Origin of the sequence: Dyella jiangningensis (assembly GCF_003264855.1) — a bacterium.
Lineage (GTDB): Bacteria > Pseudomonadota > Gammaproteobacteria > Xanthomonadales > Rhodanobacteraceae > Dyella > Dyella jiangningensis_C.
In genome coordinates this window covers 1,155,163-1,174,937 of the sequence record NZ_NFZS01000004.1, presented here as the reverse complement: position 1 = coordinate 1,174,937, position 19,775 = coordinate 1,155,163, and the positions used below count along the sequence as shown (strand labels likewise).

The 19,775-nt window shown below is 62.0% G+C and carries 22 protein-coding genes; 12 read left to right on the top strand and 10 right to left on the bottom strand.

The features are described from left to right. Positions 1–751: 751 nt before the first annotated feature. Positions 752–2,089, bottom strand: coding sequence for a peptidoglycan-binding domain-containing protein (locus CA260_RS17910; protein ID WP_111984349.1), 1,338 nt, complete (start codon positions 2,087–2,089; stop codon positions 752–754). A 45-nt stretch (positions 2,090–2,134) separates the two neighbouring features. Continuing rightward, entirely contained in the window at positions 2,135–2,557 is a 423-nt protein-coding gene (locus CA260_RS17905) for a lysozyme inhibitor LprI family protein (protein ID WP_172461890.1), read from the bottom strand. A 261-nt stretch (positions 2,558–2,818) separates the two neighbouring features. On the opposite strand from CA260_RS17905, the gene CA260_RS21205 reads away from it, so the two are divergent. Beyond that, a complete protein-coding gene (locus CA260_RS21205) occupies positions 2,819–2,992 on the top strand; it encodes a hypothetical protein (protein WP_172461889.1) in 174 nt (57 codons plus the stop codon). An 850-nt stretch (positions 2,993–3,842) separates the two neighbouring features. Here the strand turns inward: CA260_RS21205 and CA260_RS17895 are convergent. Then, complete coding sequence (locus CA260_RS17895) at positions 3,843–4,340, bottom strand: hypothetical protein (protein WP_111984346.1); 498 nt, start codon at positions 4,338–4,340, stop codon at positions 3,843–3,845. Positions 4,341–4,566: 226 nt separating this feature from the next. Next, positions 4,567–5,565 (bottom strand): restriction endonuclease, encoded by a 999-nt coding sequence (locus tag CA260_RS17890; protein ID WP_111984345.1) that lies wholly within the window; start codon positions 5,563–5,565, stop codon positions 4,567–4,569. Between the two features lie 193 nt (positions 5,566–5,758). On the opposite strand from CA260_RS17890, the gene CA260_RS17885 reads away from it, so the two are divergent. From CA260_RS17885 to CA260_RS17870, 4 genes are all read left to right on the top strand, one after another. Further along, positions 5,759–6,706 carry a hypothetical protein gene (locus CA260_RS17885; RefSeq protein WP_111984344.1) on the top strand — a complete coding sequence of 316 codons (948 nt, stop codon included), beginning with the start codon at positions 5,759–5,761 and terminating at the stop codon, positions 6,704–6,706. A 159-nt stretch (positions 6,707–6,865) separates the two neighbouring features. Then, complete coding sequence (locus tag CA260_RS17880; protein ID WP_111984465.1) at positions 6,866–7,237, top strand: hypothetical protein; 372 nt, start codon at positions 6,866–6,868, stop codon at positions 7,235–7,237. Between the two features lie 498 nt (positions 7,238–7,735). Then, on the top strand, positions 7,736–8,578 hold the full coding sequence (locus tag CA260_RS17875) for a hypothetical protein (RefSeq protein ID WP_238149808.1): 843 nt from the start codon (positions 7,736–7,738) through the stop codon (positions 8,576–8,578). 441 nt (positions 8,579–9,019) lie between these two features. Further along, entirely contained in the window at positions 9,020–9,712 is a 693-nt protein-coding gene (locus CA260_RS17870; protein WP_111984343.1) for a CDGSH iron-sulfur domain-containing protein, read from the top strand. A gap of 52 nt (positions 9,713–9,764) precedes the next feature. Here the strand turns inward: CA260_RS17870 and CA260_RS17865 are convergent, their stop codons facing one another. After that, positions 9,765–10,376, bottom strand: a complete 612-nt coding sequence (locus tag CA260_RS17865) for a TMEM175 family protein (RefSeq protein WP_202864103.1) — start codon at positions 10,374–10,376, stop codon at positions 9,765–9,767. A 75-nt stretch (positions 10,377–10,451) separates the two neighbouring features. After that, positions 10,452–10,940 carry a DoxX family protein gene (locus tag CA260_RS17860; protein WP_111984342.1) on the bottom strand — a complete coding sequence of 163 codons (489 nt, stop codon included), beginning with the start codon at positions 10,938–10,940 and terminating at the stop codon, positions 10,452–10,454. 284 nt (positions 10,941–11,224) lie between these two features. On the opposite strand from CA260_RS17860, the gene CA260_RS17855 reads away from it, so the two are divergent. The 4 genes from CA260_RS17855 (at position 11,225) to CA260_RS17840 (ending at position 13,729) form a co-directional block, all read left to right on the top strand. Beyond that, on the top strand, positions 11,225–12,025 hold the full coding sequence (locus CA260_RS17855) for a carbonic anhydrase (protein ID WP_111984341.1): 801 nt from the start codon (positions 11,225–11,227) through the stop codon (positions 12,023–12,025). A 142-nt stretch (positions 12,026–12,167) separates the two neighbouring features. Next, positions 12,168–12,701, top strand: coding sequence for a DUF6630 family protein (locus CA260_RS17850; protein WP_111984340.1), 534 nt, complete (start codon positions 12,168–12,170; stop codon positions 12,699–12,701). A 70-nt stretch (positions 12,702–12,771) separates the two neighbouring features. Then, on the top strand, positions 12,772–13,230 hold the full coding sequence (locus CA260_RS17845; RefSeq protein WP_111984339.1) for a hypothetical protein: 459 nt from the start codon (positions 12,772–12,774) through the stop codon (positions 13,228–13,230). 145 nt (positions 13,231–13,375) lie between these two features. Further along, positions 13,376–13,729, top strand: a complete 354-nt coding sequence (locus tag CA260_RS17840) for a hypothetical protein (protein ID WP_111984338.1) — start codon at positions 13,376–13,378, stop codon at positions 13,727–13,729. A 184-nt stretch (positions 13,730–13,913) separates the two neighbouring features. Here the strand turns inward: CA260_RS17840 and CA260_RS17835 are convergent, their stop codons facing one another. Further along, positions 13,914–14,759, bottom strand: coding sequence for a class I SAM-dependent methyltransferase (locus CA260_RS17835; protein ID WP_111984337.1), 846 nt, complete (start codon positions 14,757–14,759; stop codon positions 13,914–13,916). Positions 14,760–15,002: 243 nt separating this feature from the next. On the opposite strand from CA260_RS17835, the gene CA260_RS17830 reads away from it, so the two are divergent. Then, a complete protein-coding gene (locus CA260_RS17830) occupies positions 15,003–16,052 on the top strand; it encodes an alpha/beta fold hydrolase (RefSeq protein WP_111984336.1) in 1,050 nt (349 codons plus the stop codon). Between the two features lie 82 nt (positions 16,053–16,134). Here the strand turns inward: CA260_RS17830 and CA260_RS17825 are convergent, their stop codons facing one another. After that, entirely contained in the window at positions 16,135–16,662 is a 528-nt protein-coding gene (locus CA260_RS17825; protein ID WP_172461888.1) for a PH domain-containing protein, read from the bottom strand. 132 nt (positions 16,663–16,794) lie between these two features. Beyond that, a complete protein-coding gene (locus CA260_RS17820; protein ID WP_202864102.1) occupies positions 16,795–17,331 on the bottom strand; it encodes a TetR/AcrR family transcriptional regulator in 537 nt (178 codons plus the stop codon). Between the two features lie 158 nt (positions 17,332–17,489). Between CA260_RS17820 and CA260_RS17815 the strand changes: the two genes are divergently transcribed. Continuing rightward, positions 17,490–18,155, top strand: coding sequence for a glutathione S-transferase family protein (locus CA260_RS17815; protein ID WP_111984333.1), 666 nt, complete (start codon positions 17,490–17,492; stop codon positions 18,153–18,155). Positions 18,156–18,195: 40 nt separating this feature from the next. Continuing rightward, the gene (locus tag CA260_RS17810; RefSeq protein WP_111984332.1) at positions 18,196–18,834 is read left to right on the top strand and encodes a glutathione S-transferase family protein; all 639 of its coding nucleotides are present in this window, start codon (positions 18,196–18,198) and stop codon (positions 18,832–18,834) included. A gap of 50 nt (positions 18,835–18,884) precedes the next feature. On the opposite strand, the gene CA260_RS17805 is transcribed toward CA260_RS17810, so the two are convergent. Further along, positions 18,885–19,712 (bottom strand): class I SAM-dependent methyltransferase, encoded by an 828-nt coding sequence (locus CA260_RS17805; protein ID WP_111984331.1) that lies wholly within the window; start codon positions 19,710–19,712, stop codon positions 18,885–18,887. Between the last annotated feature and the right edge of the window lie 63 nt (positions 19,713–19,775).

Sequence of the window (19,775 nt, the reverse complement as noted above, 5' to 3'; positions counted from 1 at the left end):
GAATGTATCGAGGTGACGGAGTTATCCGGTGCATCACTTCATTGTTGTGAAGCGGTGCTTATTGTTTGGATGGGTACGAAGGATTTAGTCACAGATCAATCTCGTATCCTCAGGTCAACGCACCTTTCAGACGTTGCTTACGTGGGATGATGTTGACAGCCGGCAATGAGATGTAGTTTTCGCGAGAGAGCGAGGGGTAAGTGAAAAATAGGGGTAAGAGCCGGCATGTCGACTCTGACCCGTCTTTTCCGATGCCCCTCCTTCTTGTCGGCCTAAGCTTAGGTTTGGCTTCCGTAAACGATGCCCCAAACGCAGATAGCCAGAATCAACGACAAGGCCACATGATGCACCTTGGATTTGTCTGACATCCCTGAAATCACGCCAAGCAACACGACAAGAACCAACCAGAAGGGAACGCACATTATTTACTCACTTATGCACGAGAACCGAGCGAACAAGGTGCTCAACGGAAGATGGCGGTAGATGGGTGAGGTATGAAAGGCCAGTCGTTTAGGTGCACATGAATGTGGGGCCAAAGGGAAGATCTTCGTCCATCCAAAGCAAAGGCGACTTGCGTTGGTGGTCTACGATTTATAGGGCCGATTTCGTCACCAGTCTTCGCGATGGTCCCGCCATCGAATACCAAGCCAAGTTAGGGCCGCAACGAGGACGAAGACTACCCCGACAGAACTGAGGGCCGCCTACATGGGCGCTCAGAATCAAGCATGCCCCGTCCCCTCATCTCCCGCTTCTATCTAGCCATCACAGGTATTGCCGCCTGGCCTTGCTGAATTGCTTGCTGCTGTACCGGTTCTTGTTGCTTTGCTGGGGTCTGGTCCTGCTGCGATTGGAGCTGCTGGATGGTTTGCCACCACAGAGATGCGCTTTGTTCCATCGGTGTGTTGACCGCGGAAGTAGGTACGTCGGCGTGTTTGGCGAATAGTGCATCGAGCTGGCCTGCTGGCCTTTGCGTGGCCCAGAGGCGGCTGCCATCATCACTTAAGGTGATCTGGTCGATTCTCTCCAGCCCGTTGGCTCTGGCGGACACGGCCAAGGCCGAAGCGATGTTGTCACTCATTTGGTCCGGTGTCCGACCCAATTGTTGGTCCAGGCGATACACCTGTTCGCGGGCCTGTTGAAATAGAGGCTGATCCGGGTGGGCCGGATCATCCAGCCGGGTCGGCGCCTGGGATGGTTGTTGGGCATCCTGCGATTGAACCTGCTCGGCGAGTACCCGGCGTGTCGCGGGACCGGCAACGCCATCGGGTGTCAGCTGGTGATCGCGCTGAAAGGATTCAACCGCTGCCTTGGTTGCTGGGCCGAAAGAACCGTCAACGTTCAGCGGATAACCCACGTTTGCTAGCTTGTTCTGCAATTCAATGACGGAGGCCCCCTCGCTACCAACTCGGAGAAGAGCACTAGCATTGAGATTCGAGTGGTGCTCGGTACGTCGATGATGCGCGCCAGGGAGATCCCGCCCTTCTGCAAGGGCAATCAGCTCGTCCTTCTCGATCGTCGCGCGACCCAGAACGGATTCCCGCACTTTGGTAGAGGAGCTCCTGAAATAGATGTCGTTGTGTTCGATCTTGTAGTCCTGAATCGCAACGACAATGTCCTTGTCCGATAGTTTGGCAAGGTCATATTGCTCACCGAAGGCGGCCTCGAGGCCTCGTTCAAAAATGCCTTTCGTGAGGCCGCGATACTGGACAGAAGTGCTGAACAGTGCCTCCTGTACGGCAGGGCCTCTGTCGGTCAGGTCGACACCGGCATCCTTGAGCCGTCGTGCCTGGACGTCGTAGTGGGTCGACTTGATGAACTGGGTTTGATCCCTTCCGAAATCGGGATCGTCGTTACCGAGTTTTCGCCATTTCTCATTGAACGTGGGCGTGTCTGGCGTCAGGCCGCGAAACTCGTTCTTGTAAGCCGACACTTTGAGATATTCGTTGATCGTTCCAGTGCTGGTGGACAACTGATATGTCCCATAGGAGACTCCGCCGTGGTCCCCCTTGCCCGTGGAAATAGTGGCTGGCCCCGCGCCCTCGTGCCGCTCGGAAACTTCGCCCAGATGATAGTCCCTATCGTTGGTCATGCTCGCCTCCTTTCTTCGCTACTACCCTGAAAGAAACTCGGATTTCTATTGGATAAACAATCTCGCTTCCAAGTCCGACGCCTGTTTTCCGGTTTCGTCGACCATGCAACTTAGTGCATCGAGTTCTGGCCGCTCGAGACCATCAACAATCGCCGCGCAGCGATTGTCCCGATACTGAATCCATATGGTTTCTTCCGCTTTGAGCTTTGCCTGAAGCGCGGGGCCAAGCTTGGCCATCAGTGCGCGATAGGCCTTATTCAGACGCTTGTCCTGATAGTCAAGCTCATCCATCGCGCATGTCCGCATGGGGGCAGTGGCGGATGACGCTTTGTCTAGACATTGCCCATACGAAGGACGCAAACCGTATAAGCGAGAAATCACCGCCTGCTCGTCATGCACTCCGGAAGAAGCGTTGCTGAGGCTGGGTATCAAAAGCAAGGCCATCACCACAGTCCATTTTGTCGTCATTGAAGCCTCCTTTTTAGGTTGTAATCTGCGTGAACTATCGTATTTTTGTCCACCCTCACGGTTGCAAATCAGCATTGCCTCACGCTGCGCTAGGGCCTGGGCCCGTGAGTCCGGAACGCACCGGTGGACCGCGGCGCTAGTTGTCATCGCTCCACGGGAACAACCCCGTCCACGATTTGAATGCCTGACGTCACTTGGCGGATCGAGGTGAGTAGTGGGTTTGCAAGTGAACTCCGCGCGTGGCCGTGGGAGTTGATGTCAATGAACATCAGCACCTTCCGCTCTATTCGAATCTTCGAAGATGTTGATCAAGCTTTTAACTTGATGTGCCATTCCATCGGGTGGGCGCAACGTCTGCACACGATTTCTATCATTCGCTGTTCGCTTATCACGGCTTTGATGAAGCGGGCAGTTTTCTACAAGCACATCCCGTGATCGGGAGGCCACCGCTCCCGAGGGTCGTAAATGATGTTCCGGTCGGCTATTCGGAGCCATCTGCGCTTTACCTAGTCCAATGGCGAGTGCAGCTTTCATCGGAAGGTGGTGTCTCTCGCCATCGCGACGACACAGGTCGTTGTCGTTTCCCATCCGAACTGCCATTTCTCACGTAGCGCATCGGAAGCGATGTGCTGCTACCCATCTTCCATGCGCACTCGACCTGGATCACTCCCCAGGACGGATTCATTAAGGTCCGCCAGCCTGGCGAGCTGGAATCAGGCCCACAGGGTTCCGCCGACCGCCCTGGTCTACCGCCAAAGCGAGTGGCCCATGTTTGAAAACTGGGCAACGCCGACGTTCTATTTTTCAAGGACGGCAAGTTGGTGCGCGAGGCGAGTGGGCGGCCACCCGAGGGGAATGAAGAAGCTCTCAGAGCAGCGCTTCGCGTGGTGGGGCTTTCTCGACCGAAACGGCAGTGAAAGCGGGCTGAGGTGATCCAAGGTGGAGCTCGCAGGCGAACGCGCCTGCAACGTCACCGAGGCCCTGGGATGAGCCGAAGCCAGAAAAGGAAATGGGCGGCCCTTGCGTGGCCGCCCATCAGTCCAGCCGGTCCGCCGTGCTCAGCGGTCCGTTGGTGCTCCGCCAGGATGGCGGTCGCATGCTTGGCCGAGTTGTCCTGCCAACTCGGGAGCAGGGTCAGATTAGGTGACGGACCGTTGTGGTGCCATCAGTGGAATCTTAGTAAGTCGTAAAATCGGGTTTGCCAGTCAGCTTCAGGCAGGTACCCGTCCCATGGTGGACGCCATGCCAGATCGGCCTCGGGTTTCCCGCTCGACGTGGAGCCATGTCAGGTCATCAGGGTCGGCTTGTCGAAAGGAAGCAGCGTGGCGCCCATGTGTTCCATGGATGGCTCGACTCGCTCAAGCAAATCCCGTGGCGCGTCGAGCACCACCAGGATTCGCCCCTTGGCGAGTTCGTCATGGAATTTCCGACGCACCGGATCCTCGACGGCGGATCCCGCCAGCGCGGTAGCCCAACCGCCTACCGCCGCTCCACCCAGTGTCATGGCGGCCGCACCGGCGAATGTAAAACCCAATGGCGGGATCGCTATGGCCACCAAGCCGCCCAGCAACCCCGTTGCCGCGCCGCCAAGCACCCCTCGTATCGCCGCTGGATAGAAGTCGCCTTCGACGACTTTCCGCTCGCAGGGGATGGCCGCCAACTCGATGTCCGAGCGCGCAATCAAAGAGATGTCCCGGTCGGCGATCCCGCAGTCGCGCGCCACCTTCATCGCGACGCCGGCCGCCTGGATGTCTGGCACGCTGAACACATGACGCGTTTTCATGGCCGCGGTATCTTGATGCCGCCAAAAACGTTAGTCCCGATCGAGTAATCACGATGGCAAGCTTTCGTGGCGTTACTGCTATTTCCTTGCTAAGTAGCATCTCGCCGCCGGAGGGGTTGTTCGCTATTCACTTTCACGTTCTGGCCAACCCGTCGCCAAGAAGGTTCAGGTCGACCTTCGAATGACTGAAGAAGTGCACTTGGTGCATTCTTTGTGGCGATCGGCCTCAATGTGTCGGCGCCGTCTCCAGCTCCGGCGTGGTCTTCTCCAGAATCTTCATGGCTTCGCGATTCCTCTTCTCCCAATCGCGTAGCTCCTCATTCGACATGGGTGGGTCTGCCTTGTAGACCTTTTGGCTCGGCGATGCGGCAGCCTGCACGGGAGTGGAAGCAGTCCGGATCGCCGGCGCGCCTTGCGTGGCAATAGTGCTTTGGCGTGGTGCGGGTGAGGACGGCAATGATGCGTTCGGTACGATGGCAGGACGCTCCGGCTGCTGCTTGGGCGGCGCGACCGCGAACAGCAGGCAGACCGCCAGGCCACCGACGAAAACCAAGGGATGATCCAACGCGCCGTCAGGTTCCTTCCTCGCCTGGATGCCCTTGATCGTGGCGAGCAATGCGTGACCATCGACCAGTTCGATGCGTTTGCCGCGAGCGAACGCTGCGGCATCGGACGTGTAGTGACCGAGGGCGACGATCTTCACGGCGGCGGCGCCCCGGTCCACCAGGATGCCGTACATCTCCCGCACGGTCTGCACACCGACGCGTTGTGAGCGCCATTGTTTGCATTGGACCAGGGTGATCTGGCCGTCCTTGCTCAGCTCCAGATCGATACCGCCGTCAGCACCGCCCTGGCCGGTTTCTTTCACGGCATAGCCCTGCCGCCGAAAGGCTTCGCCGGCCAGGCGTTCGAATGAACGCCAGTCCATGCTGCTGAGGCTGTCCATGCCGGTCTGGGACTCCAGCAGGCGGCGACGTCTGCGCCGGTCGAGGAACGACGCAAATGCTGCGGCGCTGCAAACGAATAGGGCGAACCATGCCAAAGGCCTGTCGAGGCCCATCGACACCGCCTTGGCGAACCCCGCCAAGAACGGATGGCTGCTCGACCCCCACAGCCAACCGATGCCGTACTGGATGCCGATGAAGCCGATCAGCCCCAGCACCAGGCACACCGGCCAGTGCAACGACGCCAGCACGTCGAAACCGCGTTCCTTGCGCTTTCCCATATATCCCCCTGATTAGCGCCACTCAAACGTGGTGAGCTAGCGGCATGCCTGAAGGCTATCGCTGAGGAGAAGCCGGTGCCAGCGTCATGGGCGAGCGGGATCGGGCTTGAACCGCTTCTTCGGTGGGTGGACTCTGCTTCCGGGCTTGCCCCGACGATGAAGCATTCCCTAGGTAGCCTTGTCGCCACCGGCTATGCTGGGCCTGCTCGGCGCGGGGGCGCTGATCCAAAAAGGGGAAAACATGGCGACACGATCCAATGGACCGGCAGCTGGCTTTGGCTGGCTGACGAATGGCTTCAGTGCGGGCTTCCGTCATCCCAAGCCCATGCTGGGAGGCGCAGCCCTGCTGGTCGTGGCGTGCCTGTTGCCGACGCTGGTCACGCTGCCGATGCAGTTCGGCGCGATAGGCACCGGCATGGCGCAGAGCCCGACCGCCCTTGTCTCGATGATGGCCATTTCGATGCTGATCAGCTTGTTGATCATGCCGCTCTACGCGGGCTACCTGCAGGTTGTCGACGCAACGGAGCGTGGTTTGTCGGCGAGCGCGCTCGACATTTTCAACCCGTACCGGCGCGGCGAAGCGTGGCGCCTGATCGCATTCGGGCTGGCGAACATCCTGCTTTACATCATCGTGATCGCCATCGTTATCGCGGTGGCAGGCAGTGGCATTGCCAGCTGGTACATGCAGGTGATGACGGCACAGGCCGCCCACCAGCCACCACCGGGTCTGCCGCCGGGCTTTGGCACCGCCATGGCGCTCATCATGGTGTTTGGTCTTTTCATGACGGGCTATTACGCGATCAGCCTTGGCCAGGTCGCACTGGGCAAACGCAGTGTGTTCGGTGCCATCGGCGACGGCTTGGTCGGCGCGCTGAAGAACCTGCTGCCATTGCTCGTGTTTGCCGTGAGCCTCGTGCTCGCCTGGGTTGTGATCGTGATCGCCTTCGCGATCGTCGCGCTTCTGCTGACCCTGATTGGCAAGCTCGTCGGGGCGTGGTTGACGCTGGTGCTGATGATCCCGCTCTACCTCGCCATGATGCTGGCGATGTTCGCGGTGATGTTCGGCGTCATGTATCACCTATGGCGCGACGTGTGCGGTGACGACGCAGTGAGCGGCGTGGCGGCGGCGACTGCTGCCTGATCTGCTGCACGTCGATAATTCATCATTCAAGGCAGGGCCAGGGCGCACTTTTCCATAAAGGCGACTCTGGCCCTGGTTTTTTGAGGACAGAGCATCGTGGCTATCAAAGGCCAGGGCGATGTCTCGATCTTGCCGAAGTATCCGGATCAGGAGAGACACATGCTCAAGAAGACCGCTAGATGGCTGTTCGTCATCTGTGCGATCACGCTCGCAACCGCCTGTGCGCTCAAGCAGGAGGCTGATGCCAAGTTTGGCGATCAGCATTTCAAGACGACGATCGCTCTTGTCGAGTTGTACAAGCTGCGGCATGGAAGCTACCCGGAAAAGCTTCAGGACCTCACCTTTACCGGCGACTGGGATGCCATCGCACTGAACTCCGTGTCGTACAAGCGTGTAGGCGATGGCTATGAACTCGACGTGGTGCGAGGATGGGTTGGATCCCCGGCGTTGTCCTATCCACCGGAATTCTGGAAGGGACTAGGGCTGGTCGCATCCAATGTCGGTGGAGCTCCGGCGGCCTCTCATCATTGAGAGAAGCGGGGCGCATGTGTCGTTATTTCTTTCGCAATAACCACTCTGAACACGCGCTTCTTTCGAGCAGTACGACAACCCATATGAGGGGCATTCGAACAGCCTCGATGGCTATCGAACCTTCACGGCAACTGCGCTCCCTTTGACTCCTGTTTTGGCTCCCGCCCGGGGAACCCTCGACAAAAGAACCTGTCTATCGTGGCTCGCCTCAACACGCGCCGCCGATATGCGCAGGTTTTTGCCGGGGATAATTGGCTTGCATGAGGCAGGGTCGTGGAACGTTCTGGGCGGGGTGGAGATAAACAAGAAGGTGATCGTGCCCGAGGCCTGGCACTGCTCGACAGCGAAACGCGCCAGGCTTTAGGGCGAAGGCGCTGGCGACAGCCGCCGCTGACGCGGCCGGCACTGACGCTCGCATGGGTTCTTGTGTGTGCGCTGCACGCGCTGTTTGCCTTGGCGTTGTGGTACGAAATGCAGCCCGGGTCGCAGCAACGTGCAATGGAAAGCGCCGGCAACGATCGTGCGTTGATTGTTCGGTTGATCGATCGCCCCAGCAAGTCGCCAGCCGCGCCGCCGCCGGGACCATCCACGGTGCCCGAGAAGACGATGGCGCCGCAGCCAGTGGCGACGTCGCCCATCAAGCCAGTAGCGCGCGAAAAGCCCCGCCGTGACGCCATGGTCATGCAGGATCATCAGGCGGCGCCTGCGCCGGCGGCCTCTGTTGCCACGCCGCCCGCCATTCATGTGTTCGGGGTTCATCTGCCGCCCACGGCATCGACGTCGGCAACAGCAGACGCGAACGCCAAGGCCGAACCGGCCAAGCCGACGGATGATCGCCAGATCATGCAGCACGACAGCAACCGCATGCAGTACAAGGCCACGCGCTTCGAAAAGTACTTCCCGCCGCCGAACGAAACCGCCGGTGGCGCCGTGGGGCGTCATATAGGCGATGCGATCAAGGCAATCGCCAAAAGCGTCTGCGATCCCGACAAGAAGAGCACGGCCGCCAACCCGCTATGCGCCGCGCCGCCGCCTCCAGTGTCGTCCATGGATCGCGATGAACGCCTCAACCTGCCACCCGCGCCTTTGGCCAACAATCCAAATCCACCGAAGACGCCACCACTCGCAAGCTGCATCGCCGAGTACAAGGACGGCCAGCCACTATCGTCCGGTTGCCCGGTGAATACACCTGATCTGGCTTTCAAGGCCGAGATGCGCGAATGCATCGATCTGTTCCGCGCAGGCAAGCGCCTCAAGACCTGGTGCCCGGCCGACACGCCCCAACGGGCAGCCACCGAGGCATCGACGCCAACGACCTCGTCGAGCGCCAGTTCGCCCTAGGTACTATCAGACGTGTAGCGTTCTAGCACTAGCGAAGGGCGGAGACGTCGGATCGGAGCGCAGCTTGGATGTCAGCACGGAGAACGTGCAAATGTGCGCTGCATGGTGGCTGGCCGACGCTACCGATGGCGTCGGCGGAATCGCCTGCGTTGCCGTGCCGGCGTCTCGTCAGGTTCGACATCCTTTCGAAGTTGGCGCCTGATCATTGCCACAAGCGCGATGCTCAGCGGAACGACGGTAAGCACGTAGTCGCTCACTGTCCACGGAGCGTTACTTAGGCGCGCCAGGCCGAATACGCTTGCGGCAAAGTCCACGCTCGAATGCTCCCCGTTCGGCTTCTCGCGCCTCTATGGTGTGGTCCATCTCGAATTCACGCGGCCACTTCGTGCATCGGTCCATGGTAGCGAAGCAGAAGTATCCCATGGCCCGGGAGTGATTCGCATGGCATCGGAAGTGACGAACATCCAGGTGACCGTTTCCAGGAATGGTCCGTATCTGGTCGTGGGCGATATCGCGCTGGCGACACAAACGGTTGTCGCTGACAGCGAAGGCGGTTCGGAGAATTGGCAGGAAGGGCCGCCGATGGATCATCCGGCGAGCTACGCGTTATGTCGCTGTGGCATGTCGCGGTCGAAGCCGTTTTGCGATGGCTCGCATAAGACAGTGGGCTTTGATGGTACCGAAACGGCAAGCCGGCAGCCGTATCTCGATCAGGCGCAGGCACTGAATGGCCCCGCGCATACCCTGACCGATGTGGAAAACCTCTGCGCGTTCGCGCGGTTCTGCGATCCCAACGGGCAGGTCTGGAATCAGGTGGCCGAGAGCGATGATCCGCAGGTACGGGCCATGTTCCTTCGGCAGGTGAATCAGTGCCCGTCTGGCCGCCTTGTGGCCTGGGACAGGGCGACTGGTGAGCCCATCGAAACCGGACTGCCGGTATCCATCGGCCTCATCGAGGATCCGGTGGAAGAGTGCAGCGGCCCCCTCTGGTTGCGCGGTGGCATCCCCGTCGTTTCCGCCGACGGATTCAAGTACGAAGTGCGTAACCGCGTGACGCTCTGCCGATGCGGCCAGTCAAAGAACAAGCCCTTCTGCGATGGCGCGCACGCGGCGGTGCATTTCAGGAGCTATTGAACTGCTCCGAGGCGGAATGAAGCGCGTCCCCTGACTCGAGTGACCCCGTGCCTCAAGGCCGATTGGACACGCTCGGCCGCAAGTAGATCGCCAGGCACGTACAAATCAGCACCATGGCGACCATGGGAAGTCGAACGGCTACCAGGGCGGCCAGCACGAACGTGCTCAGCGTGGCCATCGAGCGAATCCTCATGACCTTGCGCTCCGATGCGGAGAGCTTGCGCACGCCCTGCCGGTCGATGGCTTCCCTGCACAACATCACATAGGTGATGTTGATGAAGGCGAAGACCACGGCGTACAGCACGACAGGCACGGGTGCGAGCTCGGAGTCGGCGATCCACGCGGTGGTGAAGGGTACCAGCGACACGCTGAAAAGGTGTCCGAAGTTTGCCCAGATGAGCGATCGCGAAGCCTCGGTGGAGTAACGAAATACGTGGTGGTGGTTCACCCACACGATCGCGAGAAACAGATAGCTCACCGCATACGCGAGCCCTGATGGCCAGAGTTGAATCAATGCGGCGAACGTAGCTTCATGTGGTGGTCGAAGTTCGAGCACCAGCAGCGTAATGACGATGGCAAACACGCCATCGGAGAAGAACAGCAATCGCTCGGGACTCTTGCTCGCGTCGGCCATCGCCAGCACCTCGCCCGCGTAGGGCAGCATCGACTGTAGGTGGATGCGGCAGCGCGCTATCCGGCACGCGCGGTTGCATCCCTTGGGCCCAGTCTAGCGGGAGGATCATCCCTGTTTGCGTCGGGACGCCCAATAGCTGTCCAGCGCCCAGGGACCGGCGCCGCCGATGCACAGCGCGAGCAGCCCGGCGGCGTAGAGCAGGTCCGTTTCGTAGCCGGGTTGGCCGAAGTGCGCACCCATGGCGTCGTAGGACATCAGCTTGATCGAGCTGAAGCCATTGGGCAGATGCACCGTGAAGATCGCGACTGCCAGCACGACAAGCATTGGCAGCGCCGCTAGTGGTATGAACGCGCCCAGGAGGATAAGCAATCCGCCGATCAGCTCGATCGCGACCGTGGACCAGCCCAACAGGCCAGCAAACGGCATGCCTATTGAATGCAGGATGGCAATGAACGCATCGGGGCCGCGGGCGAGCTTCGCATAGCCATGCTCCATGAAGCCCAGGCCGATGATCAGCCGCAACGGCAGGGCGTAGATATCGCGTGGCAACGGAAGGGGAGCAATGGCAAGCCTGGCGAAAAGGGATGTCTTCATGACAGGTTCTTCGCTGTTGTGACCGCGCCGGTTACATGAGTCCCAAAGGATATTCAGGCCTATCCATGTGGCCGGCGCGACCAAGAAGGTGTGCGTGCTAGCGGTCGGGCCCTTTTTCACGGCAGCGCAAGGGTTTCCGAGTGACAATCCCACGGCCGGTCGGCCCTGTCTGGGGATACACGCGGGTCGACGGCAGGCGGTCACGGTGGCATGTCTGCGCTTCATCGACATGACCGGCGCGACCCGTTCCCGTGGGGCGTACTCAGCGTCGTTGGGGGAAGGTCATGCAGGCATCGAAATGGCATATGGCGGCGGTGGCCGTCATGGCGGTCGCGGCGGCGTCGGCGGGCGCCTTGGCGTTGCCTTTGTCGACGGAAAAGGGCGCTTCATCGCCGCATTGGGCTTATACGGGCGAGGCGGGGCCGGCGCATTGGACATCGCTGGATCCGAGCTTTTCCGCCTGTGGCGTGGGCCTGGCGCAGTCGCCTATCGACCTGGAGTCGCGCGACGCCAAACCCGGCAAGGCGGGCGAGTTCCACATCGATTACGAGAAGGGCGATGTGGACCTGGTGAACAACGGCCACACGGTGCAGGCCAATGTCACCGACGCCAAGGACACCGTGGTCTACGAAGGCGATACCTATCGGCTGGCGCAGTTCCACTTCCACTCGCCCAGCGAACACATCGTGGACAAGACGCGGTTTCCGCTGGAAATCCACTTCGTCAATCAGGATGGCGCCAAGCACATCCTCGTCGTGGGCGTGATGGTCAAGCTCGGCGATGAGAATCCGAGTCTCGCACCGGTGTTCCATAGTCTTCCGCCCGCGATGGGCAACGCATCGTCCACCGCAGGGAAGCCGATTCCCGTGGATCTCGCCGCCGTGCTTCCGAAGAACCACGAGGCCTATGTCTACAGCGGTTCGCTGACCACGCCGCCATGCACGGAAGGTGTGCGCTGGATCGTGCTGGCGCATCCCATCCAGATGTCCAAGGCGCAGGTCGCGTCGTTCTCGAAGATGTTCCCGGACAATCATCGGCCGCTGCAGAAGATCAACGGTCGGGAGGTCGACGACGAATCCGAGTAAGCCCGGGCGCCGGCCACCCGGCATGTCGGGCGGCAGCGATGGATCGCGGGCTGTGGCTCGGGCTCTAGCACCCATGCCAGGCAGTGCTATGCAACACGCCCCACAGCGGCGATCATGCCGTTTCGACTTCAGGTGACACGCCATGACGAGCTCCGACGACGATTTCGAATCCAGCCACCACTTTCACGACGATGGCGACAGCTCGCTGGAGGCCCAGGTCTGGCAGTTGCTGCTGTTGATCAACCCCGGTGACGACGACACGGCCTTCCAGCAATTCGCCGGTTATCGCGATGTGGTGGGCGATACGCCGGACGACGACGTCGACGTGGCGCAGGCGGTGGGGCAGGTGGCCGATTGGCGTTCGACATTCCACGTGGGCGCGGACGACACGCGTGCACTGGTGCAGGCGCTGGATGAGCTTTCGGCGCGCTGGAACATCGACATCGATTGGGATGGCGATCCGGACGACGACGATTTCCATGCCGATGTCGATGCCGCCGAACTCATCGGCACCGCGTACGATAATCTCGCCCCGCACGGATACACCTTGTGGGTTCGCGATACCGACGACGACAGCCTCGCGGGCTGGATGACACTGTCGCGCGACACCGAGGCCATGCGCGAGCTGGCGACGGAGCTCGGCGTTCACCTGCGCCGCGGGAATGAGCTGGGCTGAGGGATACTGGCCCGCTGTTGAACGAACCGAGCGCAGGCGTAGGTCACGCTCTACGAACGATGGTTTTCCTATGACTGCAGCGATGCGCTTTCCCTACGCGGGCTTCCTCGCGCGGCTGGAGCAGGCCGGCAGCGATATTCCACGCGACGCACTGGGCACCTTGCCGCCACTTCTCGAAAGTCTGCTGTCTGTGCCGCCTGAGTCGCGCGCCGAGTTGATGGCATCGCTTGCGCTGCTGCTGACCGCGCGCAAGGCCACCCTGCAGGCCGCGTTCGACACCACGCTCGCGGCGGACGAGCTGCGGCGTTATCAAAAGTTCGCCAAGCCGGGAAAGCCGTCGGCACATATCGTGCAGCTTCGCCAGAAGCAGGCGGCGGCACGCCAGGCCACCAGCATCGCGCGTCAGTCGCTGATCAAGGCAGCCGCGACCTTTGTTCGCGTCGCTGGCATCGACGTGCCGGAACGCACGCCCTTGGATATCTTCATCATCGACTGGATCGATACCCACGTTCCCGCCGAAAGCGCCTGAAAGCCGGGCCGCGCATGCGCCCAAAATATGTTCTTTAACATAAATTGCCGCGGCGTAAGCTGGCCGACCGGTAGAGTCATGCATCGCAGGACGGGCCGTCCCTGGGCTCGCCTGTCGACATCGGACACCTGGCGAGGAGTGGACCATGAAGCAGTTTCTGGCGGTTTATCTTGGCAATGAGGCGTCGTTCAATGCATCCGGATGGAACGCCTTGAGCGAGGACGCGCGCAAGAAGCGCGAGCAGGAAGGCATGCAGGCTTGGGGCAAGTGGGTCGAAACCCACAAGGCGGCCATCATCGATACCGGTGCACCACTGGGCAAGACGCTGCGCGTCTCCAAGGATGGCATCGAGAGCACACGCAACAACCTGACCGGCTACACCGTGGTGCGCGCCGACTCGCAGGAGTCCGCCGCCAGGATGTTCGAAGGTCACCCGCATTTCACGATCTTTCCCGGCGACTCGATCGAGATCGTGGAGTGCCTGCCCATGCCGGGATAACGATGCACTTTGGCATGTGAGCGAAGAGTCGGACGTGTGATCCGGCTCTTCGCCGTGCATCGACGGACTTGTGTCGTTTCGCACTCACGGCCACTCAGGACTTCGGCGCGATGCCGATCGTGCAGCCGAGCGAGCCGGTGGTGAAGACCATCCCGAAAACGCGGCCATCGTCATTGCGGCGGAATCAGATCGCCGCGATCAGGAACGCCTCACCCCGCGGCACCTCCATGCCATCTGCGCGACCGGTGAAGTAACGTGCATTGAGATCATCGTTGGACACGTATCTTGCCGTGTCGAAACCCGCCTCGCGCGCGAGCGTCATGATGTCGTCGGGGCTGAAGAAGCTGATGAAGGGCGTGCCGGAGGCGTGCGCGCGTTCGTGCAGCATCTGGTGCATGGGGCGCTCGGCGGGATCGATCAGCTCCAGCGGCAGCAGGAAGGTCATGGCGAGCGAGGAGCCGGGCGCGAGCGTGCCGACCTGGCGCAGCGTCGCGATGTTGGCTTCGCGACTGAGGTACATGGAGACGCCGGTGGAAACCACCACCGCGGGCTCGCGTGTGTCGAAGCCGGCTTCGACCAGTTTCTCCCACCACGATTGGCCGGCTTCGAAATCCACCGGCACGAAGTGCAGCCACGAGGGTATGCCCAGTCCGGATTCGATCAGGCGTTCGCGCTTCCACAGCTGCGGGCCAGGTTGATCCACTTCGAAGACGCGCAGCTGCGAGGCGATGTCCGGCCGGCGTTGCGCGAAGGTATCGAGGCCGGCGCCAAGCAGCACGTATTGCGTCACGCCGTGCGCTACCTGTTCCGCGACCAGGTCTTCGATGAAGCGCGCCCGGGCCACCACGCCGGCGCGAAAGCCGCGGGTGCCTTGCGGATCCATGTCCGGGCGTTGCCGCCAGGTTTCATCCGGCGCCACCAGCTGCAACCCGACCGCATCGTCCAGCACATGCGGAGGTGGATCGATCAGGGTGTGCATGGCGCGCCACAGCGCGACGCGAACAGCAGTCTTCTCCGGCTCGATCTGCATGGCGAGGTTCCAGTGTGGGGGTGTGGCGCCGCGATGCCGTGCGGCAGGGAGCCCTAGAGGTAACGCCGATCCGGGCGGCGGGCAAGGCCCGGAAGGTCGCTGCGCCTGCATGGCCGGTTTGTATCGGCATGTATCACGGGGCCGTCGGATACACAGGCATGCAAAGATCCCGGGTGGGCGACACGATGGCAATACATGGCGATGCTCTCCTATGCCGGTACACCAACCAGCCGGGAGAGGACCATGTCGGACCGTATCGATCAACGCAGGCGCACGTTTCTGGGCACGGCAGCCCTGGGGCTGGCGGCCACGCAGGTGGGCTGGATGTCGCTCGCCAGCGCACAGACGGCCAAGCCCGCCACCGGCGGCAGGGCGAGCGTTCGCACAGGGCACACATCGTTCTCGTCGATCAAGCGCGTGAAGACGGATGCGCTCGACGTGGCCTATGCGGAAGAAGGTCCGGCCAATGGCAAGCCGGTGTTGCTGCTGCACGGCTGGCCGTATGACATCTACAGCTTCGTGGACGTTGCGCCGATCCTGGCGGCGGCCGGTTACCGCGTGATCATTCCGTACCTGCGCGGTTATGGCGACACGCACTTTCTGTCGGCCGATACGCCACGCAACGGCCAGCAGGCTGCGCTGGCCGCCGATGGCCTGGCGCTGCTGGATGCGCTGCATATCAAGAAGGCCATCGTCGCGGGCTTCGACTGGGGCGCACGCACGGCGGACATCATGGCCGCGTTGTGGCCGGAACGTTGCGAGGCGCTGGTGTCGGTGAGCGGCTACCTGATCGGCAGCCAGGCACTCAATCGCGCACCGCTGCCGCCGAAGGCCGAGCAGCAATGGTGGTATCAGTACTACTTCACCACCGAGCGCGGCGCAGAGGGCTATGCGAAGTACACGCACGACTTCGCCAGGTTGATCTGGGAAACCGCCTCGCCGAAATGGGCGTTCGACGATGCCACGTTCAAGCGCTCGGCGGCGGCGCTGGACAACCCGGATCAGGTCGCCGTGGCGATCCACAACTATCGCTGGCGCCTGGGCCTGGCGCAGGGCGAAGCCAGGTACGACGACCTCGAAAAGAAGCTCGCCATGCTGCCGGCGATCGCGATCCCCACCATCACCATGGAAGGCGACGCCAACGGTGCGCCGCATCCCGAACCCAGTGCCTATGCGAAGAAGTTCACCGGCAGGTACGAGCATCGCCTGATCACCGGCGGTATCGGCCACAACCTGCCGCAGGAAGCGCCCGAGGCGTTCGCCAAGGCGGTGATCGACGTCGCCGCGTTCTGAGGCCGCACGAACCCCTGTGCCTGCATCGCAAAAGAAAGGGGCGCCGTGGCGCCCCTGTTCGCATGCGGAACCGAAACGTGGCTTACATGTTCTCGACCGGCAGCACGCGACGGCGCGTGCGTTCACGCAGCGAGCAGTCGCGCAGCGTGTCCGCCATGGCTTCCAGGTCGGGGATGCCGTACAGGCGAACCGACGGCATGTCGCGATCGGAGGAATGCATGCAGAGCAGGCATTGCCCGAGCAGTCGCATGCCGAGCGGCTTCTCAAGGTCGAAGTGATCGACGCGGAACAGCTCGAGGTTGTCCTGCGTCTTCGACAGCAGGCCGCGCTCGACGCGGATGCGCTGCGTGGTGATGGTGTAGCTGACAGAGATGCTCTGCATCCAGTACACCAGTGCCGCGATGCCCAGCGTAATCACCGCGATGACGTACTGTCCGAAGCTGTAGAACACCGCCGGATGGCCCTGGAAGAGCACCTTTTCCACCGTGGCGTCGCGTGCCGCCTGGTACGCCTCGAGGTCGGTGCCGCAGAACCGGCATTTCCTGGCGACGGCCATGATGGATTCGCCGCATACCGGGCACGGTTTGCGCTCTTCGTTGGCTTCGGTCATGTCCCCTCCCTCGGAATGGATGCGTGCTGCTGCCGCGCAAAGTCTGCCCGATTCTGGCATGGCCGGACATGGGCGCGTGAGCAGCCGTTCACGCCGCGTGGGGCGGGACGAGCCGGCCTATGCGCGGCCCGCTCAATCCAGTTTCAGCAGGGCCAGCGCCTGGTGTCGTGCGGATTCACGCAGGGATTTGCGCAGCTCCGGGTCGTTGGTGGTGCGCGCAAGCACCATGCCGCCCACGCACAGCGCCACCATGGCCTCGGCGCGGCGATCCGCGTCGCGGATACCCTTGAGCGCGCAGCGATAGATGTGGCGCATGCCGCGCATGAGGTCGGTATAGGCCTGCTGCGGTTCCAGCCCGGCGCGCGCCACATCGGACGGCAGCGCATACAGCGGGCAATGCAGGTCGATGTTCTCCAGCACTTCATCGCTGAGGTAGAGATCGACGAGCATGCGCGCCATGCGCTTGGGGTCCTTGACCACCTGGTCCGCGTTGGCGGTGGCGAACGGATTGCAGGTTTCGAAACTCGCGACAGCGGCGGCGTAGAGGTCGTCCTTGCTGTCGAAGTGGTGATAGAACGCACCGCGGGTGAGTCCTGCAGAGGCCATCACCTGGTCGATGGTGACCTGCTCGAAGCCGTGGCGATTGAACAGGCGGCGGGCGGATTCCACGACGCGCGCTCGCGTCTGCACTTTATGTTCAGGGCTGTAGGGCATGACTGCGAACCTCCTCGGGGACAGGTATAGCAGGCCTGAAAATATGTTCTTTAACATATTTTGCGGCGGGGTAACCTCGGTCATCGGTCATGGATAACAACCGGAGATCGAACATGAAGATTTACTGGATCAAGGCGCAGGCGCCGCGCCGTGTGCTGGCGCTGGTGAAGTATCTCGGCATCGACGCCGAGTGCATTCAGGTCGACGCGAAGGCGGGCGGTCTCAAGACCGCCGAGTACAAGGCGCTCAATCCCAACGGCAAGGCGCCGACCCTGGTCGACGGCGACTTCGTGCTGTGGGAATCGTCCGCCATCAATGCCTACCTGTGCATCAAGGAAGGCTCCGACCTGTGGCCGGCGCACAACCCTGCCGAACAGGTCGAGGTCATTCGCTGGCTGTCGTGGAACGACAATCACTGGGCAGGCGCGGTGGGGCCGTTCTACTTCGAGTTCGTGGTGAAGGAAACCTTCAACATCGGCCCGCCGGACCGCTCGGAGCTGGCTGCGGCATTGCCCGGCTTGAAGCAACTTGCCGCCGTTCTCGATAGCCATCTGGAAGGTTGCGACTTCGTGGCATGCGGTCGACTTACCATCGCCGATTTCCAGCTGGCCGCGATGGCCTGCGACTGGCGTCGTTCCGAGATGCCGCTGGCGGAATTTCCGAATATCGTCCGCTGGCTCGATGGGCTGGACCGCCTTCCGGCCTGGGCCGATCCGTGGCCGGCCAGCAAGTCGAACGAGGCGCCGGCCGCGCACGACAGGCATGCCAGCCTGGCGTGATGACCACCAACGATTCCAGGCATGACGAAGGGAGGCACGCGTGGCTGATCTGATCCTCACCACATTCAACTGGGTTCCCGACATGCCACGCGGCTATGTGCGTGATTTGCGCGTGCGCTGGGCGATGGAGGAAGCGGGGTTGCCGTATCGCGTCGAGAGCGTGCCGTTCGATGCACGGGGCGCCGAGCACTTCGCGCATCAGCCCTTCGGGCAGGTGCCGTGGTTGACGGATGGCGACGTCTCGATCTTCGAGAGCGGCGCCATCCTGATGCATCTGGGGCAGCGCAGCGAGTCCTTGATGCCCACCGATCCGCAGGGACGCAGCACCGCGATGGAATGGCTGTTCGCCGCGCTGAATTCGGTGGAAATGGCGAGCGTGCCCTGGTCCATCTTCGTGTTCTCCGGGGTGACCGACGAGGCTGCGGGGCGAAAGCTGCTGGATGGTTTCCTGCATGCGCGGCTCACGCATATGGAACCGATCCTGGCGGGGCGCGAATGGCTGGCGGGAACCTTTTCCGTCGCCGACATCGTCATGGCGGACGTCTTGCGGCTGGTCGACCGCTTCGATGGGCTCGCAGCCCACCCTGCGTGCCGCGATTATGTGGCCCGCGCCACCGCGCGGCCCGCGTTCATCAAGGCACATGCCGATCAGATGGCGCATTTCGCGGCGGCGGATTGAGCGGTTCGTGCTTGCTTGACCGAACGCCCGGATTGGCCTTGCCTGTGCAGTCACGATGCGCGGGCGCGGATGATCCAGCAGGCGGCGTTGTAACGCACTTCGTCGCCAAACACGTACGGATCAAAGGCGGGCCTTACGGCGGCGATGACGCGCGTGCGTGTCGCTTCATCGGCCTGCTGCATCGCGACGCCCACCGGCCCCAGGCGCATGAAGTAGCCGATCAGTTCGCTGGACGGATACGTGCAGGTGACGTCGAGCGGCTGGATGTCGACATGCTTCCAGCCGCCATCCGCCAACAACGATGCCGCGCGTTCCCTTTCGGCGAATCCGAACTGGCCCGGCCCGGGCAGGCGTGGAGGAAGCTCGATCACCGACGCCGCCGCGCGTTCGGCCGTGGTCATGTACGGATTCTCTTCCGCGCTTCGCCACACGATGAAGCACAGCGAGGCGTCGTTGCGCGCGGCATACCGCAGGTTGGCAAAGGCGATGACGGCCTGCTCGAAGAACATCACGCCAAGGCGCGAGATGAACATGTCGATGCTGTCGGCGGCGAAGTCATGCGTCTGGGCGTTGTCGCAGATGAACGTCGCGGAAGAGCCATCGCGCCGTGCACGTTCGACCGCGGCTTCCGTCATCGGGCGGGATATGTCCACGCCCACGCATTCGGCGTCTTCACCCAGCGCCCGGGCGGCCGCGAGCGTGGTGTCGCCGGTTCCGCAGCCGATATCGAGAAGACGGCGCGGCGAGCGGGCGCGTACTTCATCGACCAGCACCTCCTTGAGTGGCCGGAACATGCCGTCGAGCACCGGCTGAAGATCGACCCAGGTGCATCCGGAGTGCCCGTTCCAGGCGTCGATGGGCGAAGGCGTGTGGGTCATGTTCGCGTCCCGAAGCGGCCGATCAGCGAAGGGAAGCCTGGGTCATATCGGGTCGACCGGGCG